The organism is Streptomyces sp. NPDC001732 (assembly GCF_053596315.1).
In genome coordinates this window covers 63,594-83,653 of record NZ_JBSFFY010000036.1, presented here as the reverse complement: position 1 = coordinate 83,653, position 20,060 = coordinate 63,594, and the positions used below count along the sequence as shown (strand labels likewise).

Annotated in this window: 20 protein-coding genes; 17 read left to right on the top strand and 3 right to left on the bottom strand. The window is 71.9% G+C overall.

Annotated elements, in window-relative coordinates:
* The coding region (locus ACWCXX_RS27750; RefSeq protein ID WP_451131820.1) for a homocysteine S-methyltransferase family protein at positions 1-1,508 on the bottom strand (1,508 nt) is incomplete at its 3' end.
* Positions 1,509-1,747: 239 nt separating this feature from the next.
* On the opposite strand from ACWCXX_RS27750, the gene ACWCXX_RS27745 reads away from it, so the two are divergent.
* The 4 genes from ACWCXX_RS27745 to ACWCXX_RS27730 all read left to right on the top strand — a co-directional run bounded on the left by ACWCXX_RS27745 (position 1,748) and on the right by ACWCXX_RS27730 (position 6,733).
* A complete protein-coding gene (locus tag ACWCXX_RS27745) occupies positions 1,748-2,512 on the top strand; it encodes an IclR family transcriptional regulator (protein ID WP_451131818.1) in 765 nt (254 codons plus the stop codon).
* A gap of 235 nt (positions 2,513-2,747) precedes the next feature.
* The gene (locus ACWCXX_RS27740) at positions 2,748-3,539 is read left to right on the top strand and encodes an MIP/aquaporin family protein (protein WP_451131816.1); all 792 of its coding nucleotides are present in this window, start codon (positions 2,748-2,750) and stop codon (positions 3,537-3,539) included.
* Between the two features lie 54 nt (positions 3,540-3,593).
* Positions 3,594-5,120 (top strand): glycerol kinase GlpK, encoded by a 1,527-nt coding sequence (gene glpK / locus ACWCXX_RS27735; RefSeq protein ID WP_451131814.1) that lies wholly within the window; start codon positions 3,594-3,596, stop codon positions 5,118-5,120.
* A 5-nt stretch (positions 5,121-5,125) separates the two neighbouring features.
* Positions 5,126-6,733 (top strand): FAD-dependent oxidoreductase, encoded by a 1,608-nt coding sequence (locus ACWCXX_RS27730; RefSeq protein WP_451131812.1) that lies wholly within the window; start codon positions 5,126-5,128, stop codon positions 6,731-6,733.
* 13 nt (positions 6,734-6,746) lie between these two features.
* On the opposite strand, the gene ACWCXX_RS27725 is transcribed toward ACWCXX_RS27730, so the two are convergent.
* Positions 6,747-7,271 carry a MarR family winged helix-turn-helix transcriptional regulator gene (locus ACWCXX_RS27725; protein ID WP_451131810.1) on the bottom strand — a complete coding sequence of 175 codons (525 nt, stop codon included), beginning with the start codon at positions 7,269-7,271 and terminating at the stop codon, positions 6,747-6,749.
* 196 nt (positions 7,272-7,467) lie between these two features.
* Positions 7,468-8,832 carry an MFS transporter gene (locus tag ACWCXX_RS27720; RefSeq protein ID WP_451131808.1) on the bottom strand — a complete coding sequence of 455 codons (1,365 nt, stop codon included), beginning with the start codon at positions 8,830-8,832 and terminating at the stop codon, positions 7,468-7,470.
* A gap of 295 nt (positions 8,833-9,127) precedes the next feature.
* On the opposite strand from ACWCXX_RS27720, the gene ACWCXX_RS27715 reads away from it, so the two are divergent.
* From ACWCXX_RS27715 to ACWCXX_RS27655, 13 genes are all read left to right on the top strand, one after another.
* Positions 9,128-10,612, top strand: coding sequence for an aldehyde dehydrogenase family protein (locus ACWCXX_RS27715; protein ID WP_451131806.1), 1,485 nt, complete (start codon positions 9,128-9,130; stop codon positions 10,610-10,612).
* A gap of 23 nt (positions 10,613-10,635) precedes the next feature.
* Positions 10,636-11,541, top strand: a complete 906-nt coding sequence (locus ACWCXX_RS27710; protein ID WP_451131804.1) for a VOC family protein — start codon at positions 10,636-10,638, stop codon at positions 11,539-11,541.
* Entirely contained in the window at positions 11,538-12,344 is an 807-nt protein-coding gene (locus tag ACWCXX_RS27705) for an aspartate dehydrogenase domain-containing protein (protein WP_451131802.1), read from the top strand. The genes ACWCXX_RS27710 and ACWCXX_RS27705 overlap by 4 nt, the downstream gene beginning before the upstream one ends.
* Positions 12,341-13,111, top strand: a complete 771-nt coding sequence (locus ACWCXX_RS27700; RefSeq protein WP_451131800.1) for an alpha/beta fold hydrolase — start codon at positions 12,341-12,343, stop codon at positions 13,109-13,111. The genes ACWCXX_RS27705 and ACWCXX_RS27700 overlap by 4 nt, the downstream gene beginning before the upstream one ends.
* A gap of 25 nt (positions 13,112-13,136) precedes the next feature.
* Positions 13,137-13,658: a cupin domain-containing protein gene (locus tag ACWCXX_RS27695; RefSeq protein WP_451131798.1), complete on the top strand. Its 522-nt coding sequence runs from the start codon at positions 13,137-13,139 to the stop codon at positions 13,656-13,658.
* The gene (locus ACWCXX_RS27690) at positions 13,651-14,409 is read left to right on the top strand and encodes an SDR family oxidoreductase (RefSeq protein WP_451131796.1); all 759 of its coding nucleotides are present in this window, start codon (positions 13,651-13,653) and stop codon (positions 14,407-14,409) included. Before ACWCXX_RS27695 ends, ACWCXX_RS27690 begins: the two co-directional genes overlap by 8 nt.
* Positions 14,410-14,433: 24 nt before the next feature.
* A complete protein-coding gene (locus ACWCXX_RS27685) occupies positions 14,434-15,210 on the top strand; it encodes an SDR family oxidoreductase (RefSeq protein WP_451131794.1) in 777 nt (258 codons plus the stop codon).
* Positions 15,211-15,219: 9 nt separating this feature from the next.
* A complete protein-coding gene (locus ACWCXX_RS27680) occupies positions 15,220-16,866 on the top strand; it encodes a thiamine pyrophosphate-binding protein (RefSeq protein ID WP_451131792.1) in 1,647 nt (548 codons plus the stop codon).
* Positions 16,863-17,807 (top strand): PDR/VanB family oxidoreductase, encoded by a 945-nt coding sequence (locus tag ACWCXX_RS27675; RefSeq protein WP_451131790.1) that lies wholly within the window; start codon positions 16,863-16,865, stop codon positions 17,805-17,807. Before ACWCXX_RS27680 ends, ACWCXX_RS27675 begins: the two co-directional genes overlap by 4 nt.
* A 20-nt stretch (positions 17,808-17,827) precedes the next feature.
* Positions 17,828-18,076 (top strand): recombinase-like helix-turn-helix domain-containing protein, encoded by a 249-nt coding sequence (locus ACWCXX_RS27670; protein WP_451131788.1) that lies wholly within the window; start codon positions 17,828-17,830, stop codon positions 18,074-18,076.
* On the top strand, positions 18,073-19,080 hold the full coding sequence (locus tag ACWCXX_RS27665) for a Rieske 2Fe-2S domain-containing protein (RefSeq protein WP_451131786.1): 1,008 nt from the start codon (positions 18,073-18,075) through the stop codon (positions 19,078-19,080). The genes ACWCXX_RS27670 and ACWCXX_RS27665 overlap by 4 nt, the downstream gene beginning before the upstream one ends.
* Positions 19,077-19,250 (top strand): hypothetical protein, encoded by a 174-nt coding sequence (locus ACWCXX_RS27660; protein ID WP_451131784.1) that lies wholly within the window; start codon positions 19,077-19,079, stop codon positions 19,248-19,250. Before ACWCXX_RS27665 ends, ACWCXX_RS27660 begins: the two co-directional genes overlap by 4 nt.
* 95 nt (positions 19,251-19,345) lie before the next feature.
* Entirely contained in the window at positions 19,346-20,017 is a 672-nt protein-coding gene (locus ACWCXX_RS27655) for a FadR/GntR family transcriptional regulator (protein ID WP_451131782.1), read from the top strand.
* Positions 20,018-20,060: the final 43 nt, after the last annotated feature.

The window sequence follows — 20,060 nt, the reverse complement described above, 5'->3', positions numbered from 1 at the left end:
CCGGTCAGGTCCGCGATCAGCCGCTCGGCGACGGCGACCTTGTGATCGACGGTGCGGGCCTGGCCCTCCTCGTCGATCGTCAGCGCGATCAGCGCCGCGCCGTGCTCCGCGGCCAAAGCCGCCACCTTGGCGAACCGGGACTCCGGGCCGTCCCCGTCCTCGTAGTTCACCGAGTTCAAAACCGCGCGCCCGCCCAGCTTCTCCAGCCCGGCCCGCAGCACCGGCACCTCGGTCGAGTCCAGCACCACCGGCAGCGTGGAGGCCGTCGCGAAACGCCCCGCCAGCTCCTCCATGTCCGCCACCCCGTCCCGGCCCACATAATCGACACACAGGTCGAGCATGTGCGCACCCTCACGGATCTGGTCGCGGGCCATCTCCACACAGTCGTCCCACCGGGCCTCCAGCATCGCCTCCCGGAACTTCTTCGACCCGTTGGCGTTGGTCCGCTCACCGATCGCCAGATACGAGGTGTCCTGCCGAAACGGCACCGTCTGGTACAACGACGCCGCACCCGGCTCCGGCCGCGGATCACGCACCACCGGCCGCGCCCCTTGCACCCGCTCCACCAGCCGGCGCAGATGCTCCGGCGTCGTCCCGCAGCACCCGCCCACCAGCGACAGCCCGTACTCCCGCACGAACGTCTCCTGCGCATCGGCCAGACCCTCCGGCCCCAGCGGGAAATGCGCACCGTCCTTCGTCAGCACCGGCAGCCCCGCATTGGGCATGCACAGCAGCGGGATACGGGAATGGCGCGCCAGATACCGCAGGTGCTCGCTCATCTCGGCCGGCCCCGTCGAGCAGTTCAGCCCGATCATGTCGATGCCCAGCGGCTCCAGCGCGGTCAGCGCCGCACCGATCTCCGAGCCCAGCAGCATCGTCCCGGTCGTCTCGAACGCCAGCGAGCACAGCACCAGCAGATCACTGCCCGCCGCCTCCATCGCACGCCGCGCGCCCAGCACCGCCGCCTTGGTCTGCAGCAGGTCCTGCGTCGTCTCGATGATCAGCGCGTCCGCACCGCCGGCGATCAGCCCCTCGGCGTTCTGCTGGAAACCCTCCCGCAGCCCCGCATACGAGGTGTGCCCCAGCGTCGGCAGCTTCGTGCCCGGCCCCATCGACCCCAGCACCCACCGCTGCCGTCCCGTCGAGACGGTGAACTCATCGGCCACCCCACGCGCGATCCGCGCCCCCGCCTCGGACAGCTCGAAGATCCGCCCGGCAATGTCATACTCCCCCAAAGCAGAGGAATTCGCCCCGAACGTGTTCGTCTCGACACAGTCCACACCCGCCGCGAAATACTCCTCATGCACCGACCGCACGATGTCCGGCCGCGTCACATTCAGCACCTCGTTACAACCCTCGAGGTCCTGGAAGTCCTCCAGCGTCGGATCCTGCGCCTGGAGCATGGTGCCCATCGCACCATCCGCCACCACCACCCGGGTGGCAAGCGCCTCACGCAACGCTTCGGCTCGGTTCCTGCTGTCGGCGGAAGGGGTCGGCAACGAGGCCATGGATGTACTCCCTGGGATGCGACGGCTGTCGGCTTTGCGTCTTCGGTGGAAGGCGCACCAGGCCAGCCTAGCCCGGTGACGGCCGGGGTCGTCACTCCGTCCCACGGAACGGACGGCATGCTGTGCGGGGCGATGCCCGGATCGGAGTGGCGCCGCGGTTTTCCTCCGCGATCGAGCATGGGTCGGCATCGACCGATAGTGTTCAGCATTGTCGAACCGAGGTGGAGGAGTACGGCGCGATGGCCAAGAACATCCAGTCGCTGGAGCGGGCGGCGGCGATGCTGCGCCTGCTGGCAGGCGGCGAGCGTCGGCTGGGGCTGTCCGACATCGCCTCTTCGCTGGGCCTGGCCAAGGGCACCGCGCACGGCATCCTGCGCACGCTCCAGCACGAGGGCTTCGTCGAGCAGGACCCGGCGTCCGGCCGCTACCAGTTGGGGGCCGAGCTGCTGCGACTGGGCAACAGCTATCTGGACGTCCACGAGCTGCGGGCCCGCGCCCTCGTCTGGACGGACGACCTGGCCCGCTCCAGCGGCGAGAGCGCCCACCTGGGCGTGCTGCACCAGCAGGGCGTCCTCGTCGTCCACCACGTCTTCCGCCCCGACGACAGCCGACAGGTCCTGGAGGTCGGGGCCATGCAGCCGCTGCACTCCACGGCCCTGGGCAAGGTGCTCTCGGCCTACGACCCGGTGGCGCACACCGAGGCCCTGGAATCCGAGCGGCAGTCCTTCACCCCGCACACCGTCACCGATCCGGAGGAGTTCGAGGCGATGCTCGACCTGATCCGGGCGCGGGGCTGGGCGGCCGACGTGGAGGAGACCTGGGAGGGCGTGGCCGCGGTGGCCGCCCCGATCCACGACCGGCGGCGGATGCCGGTCGGCGCGGTGGCCGTGACCGGTGCGGTGGAGCGGGTCTGCGCGAACGGGGAGCTGCGCCCCGAGCTGATCGCCGCGGTGCGCGACTGCGCCCGTGCGGTCTCCAGGGACCTGGGCGCCGGACGCTTCTGAGCCCGGCCGCCGCACGCCCCCGGTAACGATCGAGTTATAGGCCACACAACCCTTGACGCCCGATTCACCTGGGGGAAGCATTGCCGTTCACCGGTCGGCATTGTCGAACAGCTAACGGAAATAGGCGTTATGGTGTGACAGCGCCAAGGGCCGGAAAACGCCCTCCCACGAGGGCGCGGACCACCGGAGGGACCCGGGGTTCGGCTTCCCTGGACGAAGGACAAAGGAGTCGCGGGTGTCCAGCTCCGACATCTTCATCGGCGAGACCATAGGTACCGCCGTGCTCATCCTGCTCGGCGGTGGTGTCTGTGCCGCCGTCACTCTCAAGCACTCCAAGGCCCGGAACGCCGGCTGGCTGGCCATCACCTTCGGGTGGGGCTTCGCGGTACTGACCGGCGCGTACCTGGCCGGCGGCGTTTCCGGCGCACATCTCAATCCGGCGGTCACCATCGGCCTCGCCATCAAGGGCGGCACCGAGTGGAGCGACGTACCGCTGTACCTCGTCTCCCAGCTGTTCGGCGCGATGATCGGCGCGGTGCTGGTCTGGGCGACGTACTACGGGCAGTTCCGGGCGCACCTCACGGATCCGGAGATCGTGGGCACCCGTACGGGTGAGGACGGCATGGTCGACCAGGGGGCCGCCCCGGCCGCGGGCCCGGTCCTGGGCATCTTCTCCACCGGTCCCGAGATCCGAAACGCCGTGCAGAACGTGGTCACCGAGATCATCGCCACCGTCGTACTGGTCCTGGCGATCCTCACCCAGGGCCTCAACAATGACGGCAACGGCCTCGGCACGCTCGGCGCCCTGATCACCTCGCTGCTCGTCGTGGGCATCGGCCTCTCGCTCGGCGGCCCGACGGGGTACGCGATCAACCCGGTCCGCGACCTCGGCCCGCGTATCGTGCACGCGCTGCTGCCGCTGCCGAACAAGGGCGGTTCCGACTGGGGCTACGCCTGGGTCCCGATCGTCGGACCGCTGATCGGCGGCGCGATCGCGGGCGGGCTCTACAACGTCGCCTTCGCCTGAACCACGGCGCCGAGAGCCGTCCCCCAAGACCACACAGACTTCCGGGAGCACACCGTGACCGACGCACACACCACCGGCCCGTTCATCGCGGCCATCGACCAGGGCACCACCTCCAGCCGCTGCATCGTCTTCGACAAGGACGGCCGGATCGTCTCCGTCGACCAGAAGGAGCACGAACAGATCTTCCCCAAGCCGGGCTGGGTCGAGCACGACGCGACCGAGATCTGGGAGAACGTCCAGGAGGTCGTGGCCGGTGCCATCGTCAAGGCGGGCATCACGGCCGCCGACGTGAAGGCGATCGGCATCACCAACCAGCGCGAGACCACGCTGCTCTGGGACAAGAACACCGGTGAGCCGGTCCACAACGCCCTCGTCTGGCAGGACACCCGGACCGACGCCCTCTGCAAAGAGCTCGGCCGCAACGTCGGCCAGGACCGGTTCCGCCGCGAGACCGGCCTGCCGCTCGCCTCGTACTTCGCCGGCCCGAAGGTCCGCTGGCTGCTCGACAACGTCGAGGGGCTGCGCGAGCGCGCCGAGCGCGGCGAGATCCTCTTCGGCACCATGGACTCCTGGGTCATCTGGAACCTGACCGGCGGCACCGACGGCGGCGTCCACGTCACCGACGTCACCAACGCCTCGCGCACGCTCCTGATGAACCTGCACGAGATGAAGTGGGACGAGCGGATCCTCCACTCGATGGACATCCCGGCCGCGGTGCTCCCCGAGATCCGTTCCTCCTCCGAGGTGTACGGGAACGCCAAGGGCGGTGTGCTCGACGGGGTCCCCGTGGCGTCCGCGCTCGGCGACCAGCAGGCGGCGCTCTTCGGCCAGACCTGCTTCTCCGAGGGCGAGGCCAAGTCCACGTACGGCACCGGCACCTTCATGCTGATGAACACCGGTGAGAAGCCCGTCAACTCGTACAACGGGCTGCTGACGACCGTCGGGTACCGGATCGGCGACCAGAAGCCGGTCTACGCCCTGGAGGGCTCCATCGCCGTCACCGGCTCGCTGGTGCAGTGGATGCGCGACCAGATGGGGCTGATCAACTCCGCGGCCGAGATCGAGACCCTGGCCTCCTCGGTCGAGGACAACGGCGGCGCGTACTTCGTGCCCGCCTTCTCCGGCCTGTTCGCCCCCTACTGGCGCTCCGACGCCCGCGGTGTCATCGCCGGTCTGACGAGGTACGTCACCAAGGCGCACATCGCCCGTGCCGTCCTGGAGGCCACCGCCTGGCAGACCCGTGAGATCACCGACGCCATGACGAAGGACTCCGGCGTCGAACTGGCCGCCCTGAAGGTCGACGGCGGCATGACCTCCAACAACCTGCTGATGCAGACGCTCGCCGACTTCCTGGACGCGCCCGTGGTGCGGCCCATGGTGGCCGAGACGACCTGCCTCGGCGCCGCCTACGCCGCCGGTCTCGCCGTCGGCTTCTGGCCGGACACCGACGCGCTGCGCGCCAACTGGCGCCGGGCCGCCGAGTGGACCCCCCGCATGGACGCGGACACCCGCGCCCGCGAGTACAAGAACTGGCTCAAGGCCGTCGAGCGGACCATGGGCTGGCTCGAAGACGAGGAGTAATCACCATGACCACCCTGCAGAGCGTCCCGTCCCTCGGGACCCACCCGGCCTCCGGCTCCCTCCCGAGCCGCGCCGAGACCCGGGAGCAGCTGTCCAGGGCTGCGTACGACCTCCTGGTGATCGGTGGCGGCATCCTGGGCATCTCCACCGCCTGGCACGCCGCGCAGTCCGGGCTGCGGGTGGCTCTGGTGGACGCCGGCGACTTCGCCGGCGCCACCTCCTCCGCCTCCTCCAAGCTGCTCCACGGCGGTCTGCGCTATCTGCAGACCGGTGCCGTGAAGCTGGTGGCGGAGAACCACTTCGAGCGCCGTGCGGTGTCCCGTCAGGTGGCTCCGCACCTGGCCAATCCGCTCACCTTCTACCTGCCGGTGTACAAGGGCGGCCCGCACGGCGCGGCCAAGCTCGGCGCGGGCGTGTTCGCCTACTCGGCGCTCTCCGCGTTCGGCGACGGGGTCGGCCACGTGATCGGCCCGGCGCGTGCCCGGCGCGACGTGCCGGAGCTGCGCACGGACAACCTGAAGGCCGTCGCGGTCTACGGCGACGACCAGATGAACGACGCCCGGATGGCGCTGATGACGGTGCGCGCGGCCGTCGAGGCGGGTGCGGTCGTCCTCAACCACGCGGCGGTGACCGGGCTGCGGTTCACCAGGGGGCGGGTGACCGGCGCCGAGCTGGAGGACCGTCTGGACGGCACGGAGTTCGGCGTCGATGCCCGGCTCGTGCTGAACGCCACCGGGCCGTGGGTGGACCACCTGCGGAAGATGGAGGACCCGGGCGCGGCGCCCTCCATACGCCTGTCCAAGGGTGCGCACCTCGTGCTGAAGCGCACCCGCCCCTGGAAGGCCGCGCTCGCCACCCCGATCGACAAGTACCGGATCACGTTCGCCCTGCCGTGGGAGGACATGCTGCTGCTCGGTACGACGGACGAGGCGTACGAGGGCGACCCGGCGGACCTCGCGGTCGACGAGAAGGACACCGCGCAGATCCTGGACGAGGCGGCGTTCTCCATCAGGGACCAGCAGCTGTCGCGCGACCTGATCACGTACTCCTTCGCCGGTCTGCGGGTGCTGCCCGGCGGTCCCGGCGACACGTCCAAGGCCAAGCGCGAGACGGTCGTGACGGAGGGCCGCGGCGGGATGCTGTCGGTCGCGGGCGGCAAGTGGACGACGTTCCGCCACATCGGCCGTACGGTGATGAACAAGCTGGCCGCGCTCCCCGGTCACCCCCTCGCGGACGACATGGAGCCGATCGCGCGCCTGCCGAAGAAGCTCCCGCTGCCCGGCATCGCCAACCCGAACGCGGTGGCGCACCGGCTGCTGGTCGACGGCGGTACGCCGGGTCCGCGGATGGCCGCCGACACCGCGCGGCACCTGGCCACGCACTACGGCTCGCTCGCCTTCGACATCGCCCGGCTGGCCAACGAGAACCCGGCGCTGGCCGAGCGCATCCACCCGGACGCGCCGGAGGTCTGGGCGCAGGTCGTCTACGCGCGCGACCACGAGTGGGCCGAGACGCCGGACGACGTGCTGCGCCGCCGGACGACCCTGACGATCCGGGGGCTGGACTCGGAGGATGTCCGGGGCAGGGTCCAAAAGGTGCTGGACGACAAGTAGGGCGGCCTGTCGGCTACGACTCGCCGTCCGAGTCCACGATCGAGCGCTCCAGCTTGCCGAGCAGGCGGGCGAGCTGGCGGCGCTCGGCCGGGGAGAGGCCGGACAGCATGCGGCGCTCGTTGTCGAGGTGGTCGGCGAAGACCGTGTCGACCTTGGCGAGGCCCTCGTCGGTGAGCCGGGAGTAGACGACGCGCCGGTCGTCGGCGTCGCGCTCGCGCACGATGAGGCCGTCCTTCTCCAGACGGTCCATGCGCAGGGTGACGCCGGCGGAGGAGACCAGTCCGGAGTCGGCGAGCTGGCCCGCGGTGAGGCGGTACGGCTTGCCGGCCCGGCGCAGCGCGGTGAGCACGTCGAACCCGGCGACGGACAGACCGTGCTGCTCAATCGACGCGTTGAGCCGGGTGTTGTAGCGCAGGAAGGAGCGGTGCAGCCGGGCGAGCACCTCCAGGGGCGCGGTGTCCAGCTCGGGCCGCTCGCGCGCCCAGTCCGCCACGACCTGTGTCACGGCGTCCTGCCGCGTCGCCTTCCGCTCGGCCATCCCCGTGTCCCGTCCCCTCGTCCGATTCCCGGGGCGCGAGATCGTACGCCCCTGAAAATTCTATCCCTCAACCAATGACTGCCCGGGAGGCGGGGAAGCGGCCGGCGCCGGGCCCCCGCACAGGGGCCCGGCGCCGTGGCACGACGTACCGCGGAAGCCGGGGCGGGTTTCGAAAGTCCCGCCCGGCCGGGAGCGTCTAGGCGTTCAGCTCCTCCAGGGTGCGGCCCTTGGTCTCGACCGCGAAGAGGGCGATCACCGCGCCGACGACCGCGACGCAGGCCAGCTGGGCGAAGACCAGGCCGAGGCCGCCGCCCGCGCCGAGGATCGCGCCGACGATGACGGGGCCGAGGATGACGCCGAGGCGGTTCCACACGCCACCGAAGGCGGCGCCCCGGGCGCGGTTCGCGGTCGGGTAGAGCTCGGGCGAGTAGAGGTACAGGCCCGCGTTGATCGCGTAGACGAAGAAGGTCGTGCAGGAGGCGAAGACGGCGACCTTGATTCCGGAGGTGGCGCCGGTCAGGGCCAGGACGCCGAGGGCGAGCGCGGTGCCGGAGAGTGCGGCGACCAGGGCGGGGCGGCGGCCGATCCGGTCGATGACCAGGGCGACCACGAAGGTGCCGAGCAGACCGGTGACGTTGCTCAGCAGGGTGTACTGGAGCGCGGTGGTCAGGTCGAGGCCGAAGCTCTTCGTGTAGAGCGAGGGCAGCCAGGTCGAGATGCCGTGGTTGACGTAGTACGCGACGAACCACAGGCCGGACAGGACGACCGTGCGGCGCAGATACCGCCCGGTGAACAGGTCGCGCAGGCGGCCGCGCCCGGTCTCCGCGACGGATTCGGCGGCGGGCTCGGGCAGCGGCGTGCCCGCGGCCTGCTCCACCTCGGCCTCGATGCGGGCGATGACCCGCTCGGCCTCGTCGACGCGGCCCTGCGAGAGCAGCCAGCGCGGGGACTCGGCGACGTGCCGGGGCAGCAGCGCGCCGATGACCACGGGCAGCGCGCCGAGCACGAACATCGCACGCCAGCCGAAGTTCGGCACGACCCAGACGGCGACCAGGCCGGCCGCCGCGAGACCCGCCGGGAAGATCATCTCGTAGAGCAGGACGAAGCGGCCGCGCTTGTCGCAGCGGGCGATCTCGTTGATGTACGTCGCGGCGACGGGGACCACGCCGCCGATGCCGAGGCCCTGGACGAAGCGGAAGAGCGAGAAGAGCTCGATGCCCGGGGCGAAGGCGACGGCGAGGCTGGCGGCGCCGGTGACGACGACGCCGAGGGCGACGGTGCGCACGCGCCCGATCCGGTCCCCCAGCCAGCCGGCCACGAGGGCGCCGAGCAGCATGCCGATGGAGGCCGAGGTCACCGCGAAGGTCGCCTGGCCGGTGCTCAGGTGCCAGTCCTTGATCAGCACGGGCAGGGCGGAGGCGGAGAGCAGCTGGTCGAAGGCCTCGAAGAACGTCACGGCGCCGATGAGACACCGGACCTTGACGTGCCAGCGGGAGTGCGGCAGCCGTTCCAGTCTGGCTGCGATCGAGCCGAGTCCCTGCTTGCCGGCCAAAGTCGTCATGGGAGGGGTCCTTCCGCGAACACGCGAACCGAGGAGTTGCGCCGACAGTAGGAGCCGTTACCTAAGCGGTCAATGGTTAGCTGCTAAAAGATTTCGTTGTCTCGCCATGTGGGCCCACCTGCAGGTTCTCCTACCAAACGGTAGGTCCGCCGGGCCAAGACGGGACCGCCGAAGGGTCTTGCGCAGAGATATTTAAGGGCTTAGATTTCTAGCACTTCAGCGATTCAGCCCCGCGCTCTCGCCCTCTGCTCCCCCCTGTTCTCCCCTGTTCCCCGTGCTCCTCGGAGGTCCGGCCGTGTCAGTCCACTCCACCGACATCCTCGTCGCGGGCCGGTGGCGTCGCGGTGCCGGCGCCCCCGTCGACACCGTCGACCCGGCCACCGGCAAAGTCGTCGCGACCGTCCACTCGGCCTCCGCCGAGGAGGTGGACGAGGCGGCCCGCGCAGCCGCCGAGGCCGTCGCCGACCCCGCCTGGCGCGACCTGCTCCCGCACCAGCGGGCCCGACTCCTGCACCGCATCGCCGAATTGACGGAGGAGGCGGCCGACGAGCTGGCCGCCACCCAGACCGCCGACACCGGCAAGACCCTGACGGAGACGAAGGCGCTCGCGCTCAGCGCGGCCGGCACGTTCCGCTACATGGCGGCCGTCCTGGAGACCGCCGAGGAGGCGATCACCCCGGCGCGCGGCCCGTACGTGACGATGAGCGTGCACGAACCGATCGGCGTGGTCGGCGCGATCAACCCGTGGAACTCGCCGGTGGCGAGCGACGCGCAGAAGATCGCCCCCGCGCTCGCCGCGGGCAACGCGGTGCTCCTGAAGCCCGCCGCCTGGACCCCGCTGGTCTCCCTGGAGCTGGGCCGGATCATCACCCGCGCCCTGGAGGAACTCGGCCTGCCCACCGCCCTGTTGTCGGTGCTTCCCGGTAGTGGCCGGGTGGTCGGCGACGCGGTCGTGCGGCATCCGCTGGTCGGCCGGATCGGCTTCACCGGCGGCACCGGGACCGGCCGCTCGATCGCGGGGATCGCCGCGCAGAAGCTCATCCCGGCCTCGCTCGAACTGGGCGGCAAGTCGCCGACGATCGTGCGCGCCGACGCGGATGTCGAACAGGCCCTGGCAGGAGTGATGTTCGGGATCTTCTCGTCCAGCGGGCAGTCCTGCATCGCCGGTTCGCGACTGTTCGTGGCCCGCGAGATCCACGACTCCTTCGTGACCGAACTCGTCGAGCGGGTGAGGAAGTTGCGGGTCGGCCCGGGGACGGACCCGGACACGCAGGTCGGCCCGCTCGTGCACCACGAGCACCGAGACTCGGTCGCCGCGTACGTGGACCTGGCCCGCTCGGAGGGCGCCGAGGTGCTGTGCGGCGGCTCCGCCCCCGAGGGCCCCGAGTACGCGGACGGCGCGTACTACCTGCCCACCGTCCTGACCGGCCTCGACAACTCCTCGCGCACCTGCCAGGAGGAGATCTTCGGACCGGTCCTGGTGGTGCTCCCCTACGACGACGAGGACGACCTGGTCCGCCAGGCAAACGCCTCGGTGTACGGCCTGGCCTGCGGGATCTGGACCCGTGACCACCGCGCCGCCTGGCGCCTGGCCCGCCGGATCGACGCCGGCACCGTCTGGATCAACACGTACAAGCAGTTCAGCGCCTCCACCCCGTTCAGCGGGATGAAGGACAGCGGGCTCGGTACGGAGAAGGGCCGCGACGCCATCCGTGCCTACCAGCGCCAGAAGTCCCTGTACTGGGGCACCTCCGAAGCCCCGCTGCCCTGGGCCAACTGACCGTTCCTCCGATGGAGTTCCGTATGTCCCACCCCCCGATCGCCCGGTTGCGCGCGCTGCGCTCGGTCGAGCTGCTCACCCCCTCCTTCGCGGAGGCCACCGACTTCTACGAGGACGCGTGGGGCCTGGAGGTCGTCGAGTCCGGGCACAGCGCGAGCTGGCTGCGCGGCACCGGCGAGGAGCACCACGCGCTGCAGCTGACCCGCTCCGGGCGCACCGGCCTCGGCCGGCTCGTGTTCGCGGTCGCCACGCCCGCCGAGATCGACGAGGCGGCCCGCCGCCTGGAGGCCCGCGGCATCGCCCCGGTCGCCGGTCCCGGACCGCTCGACCAGGTCGGCGGCGGCTACGGGCTGCGCTTCCACGACCACGAGGGCCGGCTCGTCGAGCTGTCCGCCGACACCTGGGCGGTCGCCCCGCGCGGCCGCGACGGCGCGGTCCCGGTCGGCGTCACGCACGCGGTCCTCAACACCCCGGACATCGACGCCGCCGTCGCCTTCTACTGCGACGTGCTCGGCCTGCGCGTGTCCGACTGGTCCGAGCACCAGATGGCGTTCCTGCGCTGCAACGCGGACCACCACTGCATCGCGTTCAACCGGGCCGAGTGGGTCTCCCTCAACCACGTGGCCTACGAGATGAGCTCGGTCGACCACTTCATGCGCGGGCTCGGCCGGCTGCGCCACCACGGGATCGTCCCGAAGTGGGGCCCGGGGCGGCACGGCCCCGGCAACAACACCTTCTCGTACTTCACCGACCCGACCGGGCTGGTGTGCGAGTACACGTCCGAGGTCGCGCAGGTCGTCGAGGACCGCTGGATCGCCAAGGTCTGGCGCCGGGTCCCCGAGCTGTCCGACCTGTGGGGGACGGCGGGCCCGCCGTCGAAGGAGATCCGCTGCCACATGGCCGGCGCGCCGGAAGGAGAGCACAAGTGAGCACGAGCCCGAAGACCCTGAAGGTCGGACTGGTCGGCTGGGGCGCGATCGGCCGCGTCGTCGGCACCGCCCTCGGCCGCGGCGAGGTCCGGGGCGCCGAGCTGACCTGCATCGTCGACAACCGCCCGCTGGGCGAGACCGCCCCCGCCGGGCAGGTCTCCTTCGAGGAGGCCATCGAGCGCTGCGACCTGATCGTGGAGGCGGCGGGCCAGGGCGTCGTACGGGAATGGGGCGAACGCGTCCTGACCAGCGGCACCGACCTGCTGATCGCCTCGACCGGGGCCCTCACCGACGACGAGCTGGCCGAGCGGCTGCTCGCCGCCGGGCCCGGCCGGGTGTCCTTCACGGGCGGCGCCGTCGGCGGCCTCGACCTGCTGCAGGCCGTGCGCTCCTTCGCCCCGCTGGACGAGGTGCGCCTCACCACGACGAAGCTGCCGTCCACCCTCGAACAGCCGTGGATGGACGAGGAGCTGCTCACCCGGATGCGGACGGCGACCGGCCCCGTCGAGGTCATGGCGGGCACCGCGCGCGACGTGCCGGTGAAGTTCCCCAAGTCGACGAACGTCGCGGCCTCGGTCGCCCTCGCCGTCGGCGACCCGGACGCCGTGCGGGTCCGGGTCGTCGCCGATCCGGGGGCCACGCTCACCCGGCACGTCGTCGAGGCGTCGGGCCCGCACGGCGAGTACCGCTTCGAGGTCGCGCACCGTCCGGACCCGGGCAACCCGGCCACCAGCCAGGTCGTGCCGTACGCGGTGCTGCGCTCGCTGGCCGCCCTGGCCGGCCGCTCGGGACAGATCCTGTGACCGCGCTGCACGTGGAGGAGGCCGGTGCGAGCGGCCCCCTGCTGCTGTGCCTGCACGGGATCGGCTCGTCGTCGGCGGCGTTCGCCCCGCAGCTCGAAGGGCTCGCGGAGCACGCCCGGGTCATCGCCTGGGACGCGCCCGGCTACGGCAGGTCCCCCGACCCGGAGGGCCCCCTCGACCTGGACGGGTTCGCGGACGCGGCGGCCGAGGTCGTCCGCGCGTACGGCTCCTCGGCGCACGTGCTCGGCGTCTCGTGGGGCGGCGTCATCGCCCTGCGGCTCGCCACGCGCCACCCGGACCTGGTGGCCTCGCTGATCGTCGCCGACTCCAGTGCCGGTTCCGGCACGGACGAGGCGAAGGCGGCGGCCATGCGGGCGCGCGCCACCGAGCTGGCCGAGGTCGGGCCGCGGGCCTTCGCCGCGCAGCGCGGGCCCCGGCTGGTCTCGGACCTGGCCGATGCCGCGCTCGTCGAGCGGGTCGTCGACACCATGGCCGACGCGATCCGGCTGCCCGGCTACGGGTACGCCGCCGCTTCCATGGCCGGCGCCGACCTGCGCGCCGAACTGGCCGCCGTCACCGCGCCGACGCTCGTCGTGTGCGGCGACCGCGACACGGTCACCGGGGTCGAGGCCTCCCAGGTCCTCGCCGGGGGCCTGCACAAGACCGCCTACGTGATCGTCAAGGACGCCGGTCACCTGGCGAACCAGGAACAGCCCGAGCGGTTCAACGCCTGGGTCCTGTCCCACTTGCACATCGTCACCCGCTAGAGCTGTTCATCGAAAGGCGCACATCATGCCTCTGACCACCACCGAGTACGACAACGGCGGCGACCTCGGCAAGTACACCGACTCGCTGATCGCCACCAAGGAATCGCGCGTCGCCGACTTCGACACCCTCTCCTTCCAGGAGAAGGCCGGCCCGCAGTACCGCCGCGGCCAGATCCGCTACGTGGGCTCCGGCGCGACCGGCAACCACGAGGGCGACTCCCGCATCATCCCGTCGGGCGGCTTCACGTTCTCCAACATGCTGCTGCCCCCGGGCGCCGAGGGCCCGGCCCACACCCACCACGACGTGGAGGAGGCGTTCTTCGTCCTGGAGGGCCGGGTCAAGGTGGGCATCCACCGCGGCCCCGACGAGGTCGAGTACCGCACCCTCGGCTACCGCGACATGATCGTGGTGCCGGCCGGCGTGACCCGCTCGCTGAAGAACGAGGGCGACACCGACGCCCTGTTCTGTGTCGTCATCGGCACGCAGAAGCCGCAGGTCCCGTCGTACCCCGAGTACTCGCCGATGCACGGCGTCACCCGTGACTGAGCAGTCGCCCGCAGGCGTCCGCACGGTCGTCGTGACCGGGGCGGGCCGTGGCCTGGGACTGGCCACGGCCCGCCGGGCCGGCACGGACGGCTTCCGGGTCGTCGTCGCCGAGCTCGACGCCGACCGCGGCGCCCGCGCCGCCCAGGAGCTGCGCGCCGAGGGGCTCGACGCCCACTTCGTGCGGTGCGACGTGGCGGACCCGGCGTCGGTCACGGAACTCGCCGACTTCGTACGGGAGCTGTCCGGCGAGCTGTACGGGCTCGTGAACAACGCGGCGCTCGCCAACGGCGTGGGCGGCAAGGAGTTCCAGGACATCGACATCGAGGTCTGGGACCGCCTGATGACGGTGAACGCGCGCGGCCCCTGGCTGGTCGCCAAGGCGCTGCACCCGCTGTTCGGCCCGACCGGACGCATCGTGAACATCGCCTCGGACGCGGCCCTCTACGGCTCCCCGCGCCTCGCGCACTACATCGCCTCGAAGGGCGCGGTCATCGCCCTGACCCGGGCCATGGCGCGCGAGCTGGGCGAGCGGGGCATCACGGTGAACGCGCTCGCACCCGGTCTGACCGAGGGCGAGGCCACGACGGCCGTCCCGGCCGAGCGGCACGACCTGTACCGGGCGAACCGGGCCATCGAGCGCCCGCAGCAGCCCGGCGACCTGATCGGGCTCGCCTCCTTCCTCCTCTCCGAGGAGTCCCGCTACCTGACCGGACAGGTGATCGCCGTCAACGGCGGCTTCACCATGAACTGACCTGACACACCGAGGAGTTCTGACATGGATCTGGGCCTCGCCGACCGGACCTACGTGGTCACCGGAGGCAGCTCGGGCGTCGGCCTGGCCACGGTCCGCGCCCTGCTCGACGAAGGCGCGAACGTCGCCACGTGCGGGCGCGACGCCGAACGTCTCCAGCGGATCGGCGACCACGACCGCCTGTTCACGGCCACCTGCGACGTGCGTGACGCCGACGCCGTGCGGGACTTCGTGCGCACCGCCGCCGACACGTTCGGCGGCCGGCTCGACGGTCTGGTCAACAACGCCGGGCAGTCGCGCATGAAGCGGCTCGACGACACGACCGCCGAGGACTGGCGCGACGAGCTGGAGCTGAAGTTCGCGGGCGTCCTCAACCCGCTCCGGGCGGCCCGCGACCTGCTTCGCGCCTCGGACGCGGCGGCGGTCGTGAACGTCAACGCGGTCCTGGCCAAGCAGCCCGAGACCCGCCTCATCACGACCAGCGCCGCCCGCGCCGGCATCCTCAACCTCTCCAAGTCCCTCGCCACCGAGCTCGCGGCGGACGGCATCCGGGTCAACTCGGTGTGCCTGGGCCTGATCGACACCGGCCAGTGGACCCGTCGGCACGCCGCCGCGGACTCGGGCCTGTCCTACGAGGACTGGCAGGCGGAGCTCGCCGCCGACCGCGGCGTCGCGCTCGGCCGGCTCGGCCGCGCCGAGGAGGTCGCCTACGCGATCCTCGCGCTGCTCGCGCCGCGCGCCTCGTACATCACCGGAACCAGCATCGACGTCTGCGGCGGAGTCGGCCGCGGCATCCTCTGAGGAGTACGCATGCGTTACGACAACGGCGGCACCCTCCTCGTCGCCGTCCTGAAGGAACTGGGCATCGACACGGTCTTCGGCATCGTGTCCGTGCACAACCTGCCGCTGGTCGAGGCCGTCGACCGCGAGCTGCGGTTCGTGCCGGTGCGCCACGAGGCGAGCGCCGTGAACGCGGCGGACGCCTACGGGCGGGCCCGCTGCGGCCTCGGCTGCGCGCTCACCTCGACCGGCACCGGCGCGGGCAACGCGGCGGGCTCGCTCATCGAGGCGCTCGCCTCCGGCACGTCCGTGCTGCACGTCACCGGGCAGGTCGAAGCCGAGTTCCTGGGCAGCGGACGCGGGTTCATCCACGAGACCAAGGACCAGCTCGGCATGCTGACCGCGGTCTCCAAGCACGCGGTCACGGTCGGCTCCACCGAGGAGGCGGGCCGGCTCCTGCGCGAGGCCGCGCGTGCCGCCCTGACGGCGCCCGGCGGCCCGGCCAGCGTCGAGTGGCCGATCGACCTCCAGTACGCGGCCCAGACCGACGCCGGCACCACGCTGCCGGAGCCGGCGCGCCCCGCGCCCGACACCACCGCGCTGGCCGCCGCGGGCGCGCTGCTGTCGACCGCCCGTCGCCCGCTGATCTGGGCCGGCGGCGGTGCGAACGCGGCCCGCGCGGAGCTGGTGGCGCTCGTCGGGGCGACCGGCGCGGGCCTGCTGACCTCCAACTCGGGGCGCGGCGCGGTCCCCGAGGACCACCCGCAGGTCATCGGCAACTTCGCGACGACGCCGGCCGGGCGTGCCCTGCTCGCCGACGCGGACGTCCTGGTCACGATCGGCACGCACTTCCGGTCCAACGAGACCGCCGACTACGGGCTCGAACTGCCCGGCGCGGAGCGGCACATCCAGATCGACGTCGACGCGGCCGCCCTTCGCCGCGTCTACCCGGCGGCCCACGCCCTGCACGCGGATGCCGCCGACGCGCTGGCCGGTCTCCTCCCCCACGCCCGTGCCGCCGAGCCCGACTGGACGCGCCGCGTGGCGCAGGTCCGGGAGGACGTGCGGGCCACCCTGCACGACAGCATCGGCCCGCAGGCCGCGATCTGCGACGCGCTGCGCGCCGTGCTGCCGCGCGACGCGGTGGTCGCCCGGGACGTCACCATCCCGTCCAGCAGCTGGGGCAACCGGCTCCTGGAGATGTACGCCCCGGAGTCGAACGTCTTCCCGCGCGGCGGCGGCATCGGCCAGGGCCTCGGCATGGGCATCGGCGCCGCGCTCGCCGCCCCCGAGCGGCCCGCGGTGGTCATCGCCGGCGACGGCGGCCTCGCCGTCCACCTCGGCGAACTCCTCACCGTGGCCCAGGAACGGCCCCGCCTGACCGTGCTGGTCTTCAACGACGGCGGCTACGGCGTGCTGCGCAACATGCAGGACCGCTACAGCGAGCGCCGCAGCGGCGTCGACCTGGCCACGCCCGACTTCGAGCTCCTGGCCCGCGCCTGCGGCCTGCCGTACCTGCGGATCGCCGACGCCGAGCACGCGCGGCCCGTGCTGGAGGAGGCCGTCGCCTCGGACGGGCCCGTGCTCGTCGAGGTCGACCTGGCCGCGCTCGGCCCCATGAAGAACCCGTTCACCCCGCCCGTCAAGATCCCCACCGCGCAGGGAGGCCCATCATGACGACCACCGACGAAGGCCGGCTGTCCCTGCTGGTCCGGCGGATGACGTGGGAGGCCGACGGCGTCCTGTCCGTCGAGCTGATCCACCCCGACGGCAAGCCGCTGCCCGCCTGGGCGCCCGGTGCGCACATCGACGTGCACGTGGGCGGCCAGATCCGCCAGTACAGCCTGTGCGGCGACCCCGCCGACACCGGCGGCTACCGGATCGGCGTGCTCAACGAGCCTTCCTCGCGCGGCGGTTCGCGCCACGTCCACACGAAGCTGCGCCCCGGCCAGCCGGTCACGGTCTCCGAGCCGCGCAACCACTTCGTCCTGGAGGACGCGCCCGCGTACGTGTTCGTGGCCGGCGGCATCGGTGTCACGCCGATCCTCGCGATGGCCCGCGAGGCCGCCCGGCGCGGCGCCGCGTGGCGGATGGTCTACGGCGGACGCAGCCGCGCCTCGATGGCGTTCACCGACGAACTGTCCGCGCTCGGCGGCGACCTGACGCTCGTGCCGCAGGACGAGCTGGGCCACATCGACCTGGCATCGGAGCTGGCGGACCTGCCCGAGGGCGCACTCGTGTACTGCTGCGGGCCCGAGCCGCTGCTCGCCGCGATCGAGGAGCGCTGCCCCGCGGAGCGGCTGCGCCTGGAGCGGTTCGCGGCGCCGGTCGTCGAGCGGTCGGGGGACGACGCATCGTTCGAGGTCGAGTGCCGTACGTCGGGCCTGACCCTGTCGGTGGCCCCGGACACCTCGATCCTGGAGGCCGCCGAGCAGGCCGGCCTGAGCGTGAACAGCTCCTGCCGCGACGGCATCTGCGGCTCCTGCGAGACGCGGGTCCTCGACGGCACCCCCGACCACCGCGACTTCCTGCTCTCGGACGCAGAGCACGCCGCGAACACCTCGATGATGATCTGCGTCTCGCGCTGCGCGTCGGGCCGCCTCGTCCTCGACCTGTGACCCCCGACGGGAGACTTTCCATGAGCACGCACACGAGCACGAACACCGGGCAGGACTGGCCGTACCTGGACCCCCACCAGTCCCGCACGCACGAGCCGACGCCGTACGAGTACAAGCTGGCCGCCACCCTCGAAGACGTCTTCACCAAGGACGGCCACGAACTCGCGGACGTCGTGCGCGGGCTGAACGCCCGCAAGGTCCACGCGCCGGACGGCGCACCGTGGACCGAGGAGTCCTTCGCCGCCGAGATGCACCGACTGGGAGCGTGACCGCCGTGAACCCGACCGCCGAGCACATCTTCGCGACCGGTCTGCGCGAGCAGTGGCACCCGGTCGTCCCGTCCTCCTTCGTCGCGCCCGGCGCGATGCGCAAGGTCACCGTCCTGGGCGAGCAGTGGCTGCTGTTCCGCCGCTCCGACGGCACCCTGAGCATGCTCGCCGACCGCTGCCCGCACCGCGGCGCCCCGCTCTCCCTGGGCAAGCACCTGGGCGACCGGGTGGCCTGCTGGTACCACGGCGTCGAGGTCGGGACCGACGGCACGGTCGCCTCCGTGCCCGGACTGCCCGGCTGCAGCCTGGAGGGCAGGAAGCTCGTCCGTTCGCTGCCCGTGCGCGAGGTGGCCGGCGCCGTCCTCGCCTACTTCGGCATCGAACAGCAGCCGCAGCCCACCGAGTTGAAGCTGCCCGACCCGCTCGTCGACCCCGACGTCGACGCGTTCCTGTGCTATGCGGAGTGGAACGTGCCGTGGCGGTACGCGGTCGAGAACCTCCTCGACCCGATGCACGGCGCGTTCCTGCACCACGAGTCGCACACCATGTACGACGGCGACACCACCGCCAAGTTCCGCATCCGCGAGACCGACCGCGGCTACTTCTTCGAGAAGACCGACCAGCGCGGCGTGAACTTCGACTGGGTCGAGCTGTGCCGCACCGGCGTCGACTGGGTGGACCTGTCCATCCCGTACCCGCCGTCCGCGGGCCCCGGCGGCGCGTTCGGCATCGTCGGCATGGTCCGCCCGGTCGACGAGGAGCGCTGCGCGGTCTTCTTCTGGCGCTACCGCAAGGTGCGGGGCTGGCAGCGCGACACCTGGCGCTTCCTCTACAGGACCCTCGTCGAGGAGCGCCACTGGGAGGTCCTGGAGCAGGACCGCGTGATGCTGGAGGCCATGCCCTTCGACGCCGACCAGCAGGAGAACCTCTACCAGCACGACCTGGGCGTGGTCCGCCTGCGCCGCATGTACCGCACGGCGGCCGAGGAGCAGGCGACCGCATGAGCGGCAGAGCCCGCGGGGCGGGCGTCCTGACCCTCCTGGTCGTCGTCCTGATCAGCTATGTGGACCGGGTGAACATCTCCGTCCTGGTCACCGACCGGGCGTTCACCGACCACTTCGGGATCACCGGCGACCGGGTGGCGCAGGGCGCGCCGGCCACCGCCCGTTCCTGATCGCGGGCACCCCCTGGTCCCATGGGCCCCTGCCCACATAATGGTGCGAGACATCGGAGGTGTGTGCCCTCCGGGCATGAGCAGAGGGAGGTGCCGTGGCTGTCACCGACGAGGCCATCGAGAAGATCAAGGGCATGATCGTCTCGGGTGCGCTGCGCCCGGGGGACCGCCTCCCCAAGGAGAGCGAGCTCGCCGCGGAGCTGGGTCTTTCGCGCAACTCGCTGCGTGAGGCCGTACGCGCCCTGTCGCTGATCCGGATTCTGGACGTGCGGCAGGGCGACGGCACGTACGTGACGAGTCTGGACCCGCAGCTGCTTCTTGAAGCGCTCAGCTTCGTCGTGGACTTCCACCGGGACGACACGGTCCTGGAGTTCCTCGCGGTGCGCCGCATCCTGGAGCCCGCGGCGACGGCGATCGCGGCGACGCGGATCGCCGCGGACGAGCTGGACCGGCTGGACGCGCAGCTGGACGCGCTCGGCCCGCAGCCCTCGGTCGAGGAACTGGTCGCCGCCGACCTCGACTTCCACCGCGGCATCGTGAAGGCGTCCGGCAACTCGGTGCTGTGCTCGCTGCTCGACGGGCTGTCCGGGCCGACGACCCGGGCGCGGGTGTGGCGCGGCCTGACGCAGGAGGACGCGGTCAGCCGCACGCTGCACGAGCACCGGGCGATCGTGTCGGCCCTGCGGGACCGGGACGCGGAAGCCGCGCGGGCCTGGGCGACGGTGCACGTGGCGAGCGTGGAGCAGTGGCTGAGGTCGACGCTGTAGCGCGACGACAGGAAGGGGCCCCGGACCGGGTGCCCCTCCTCCT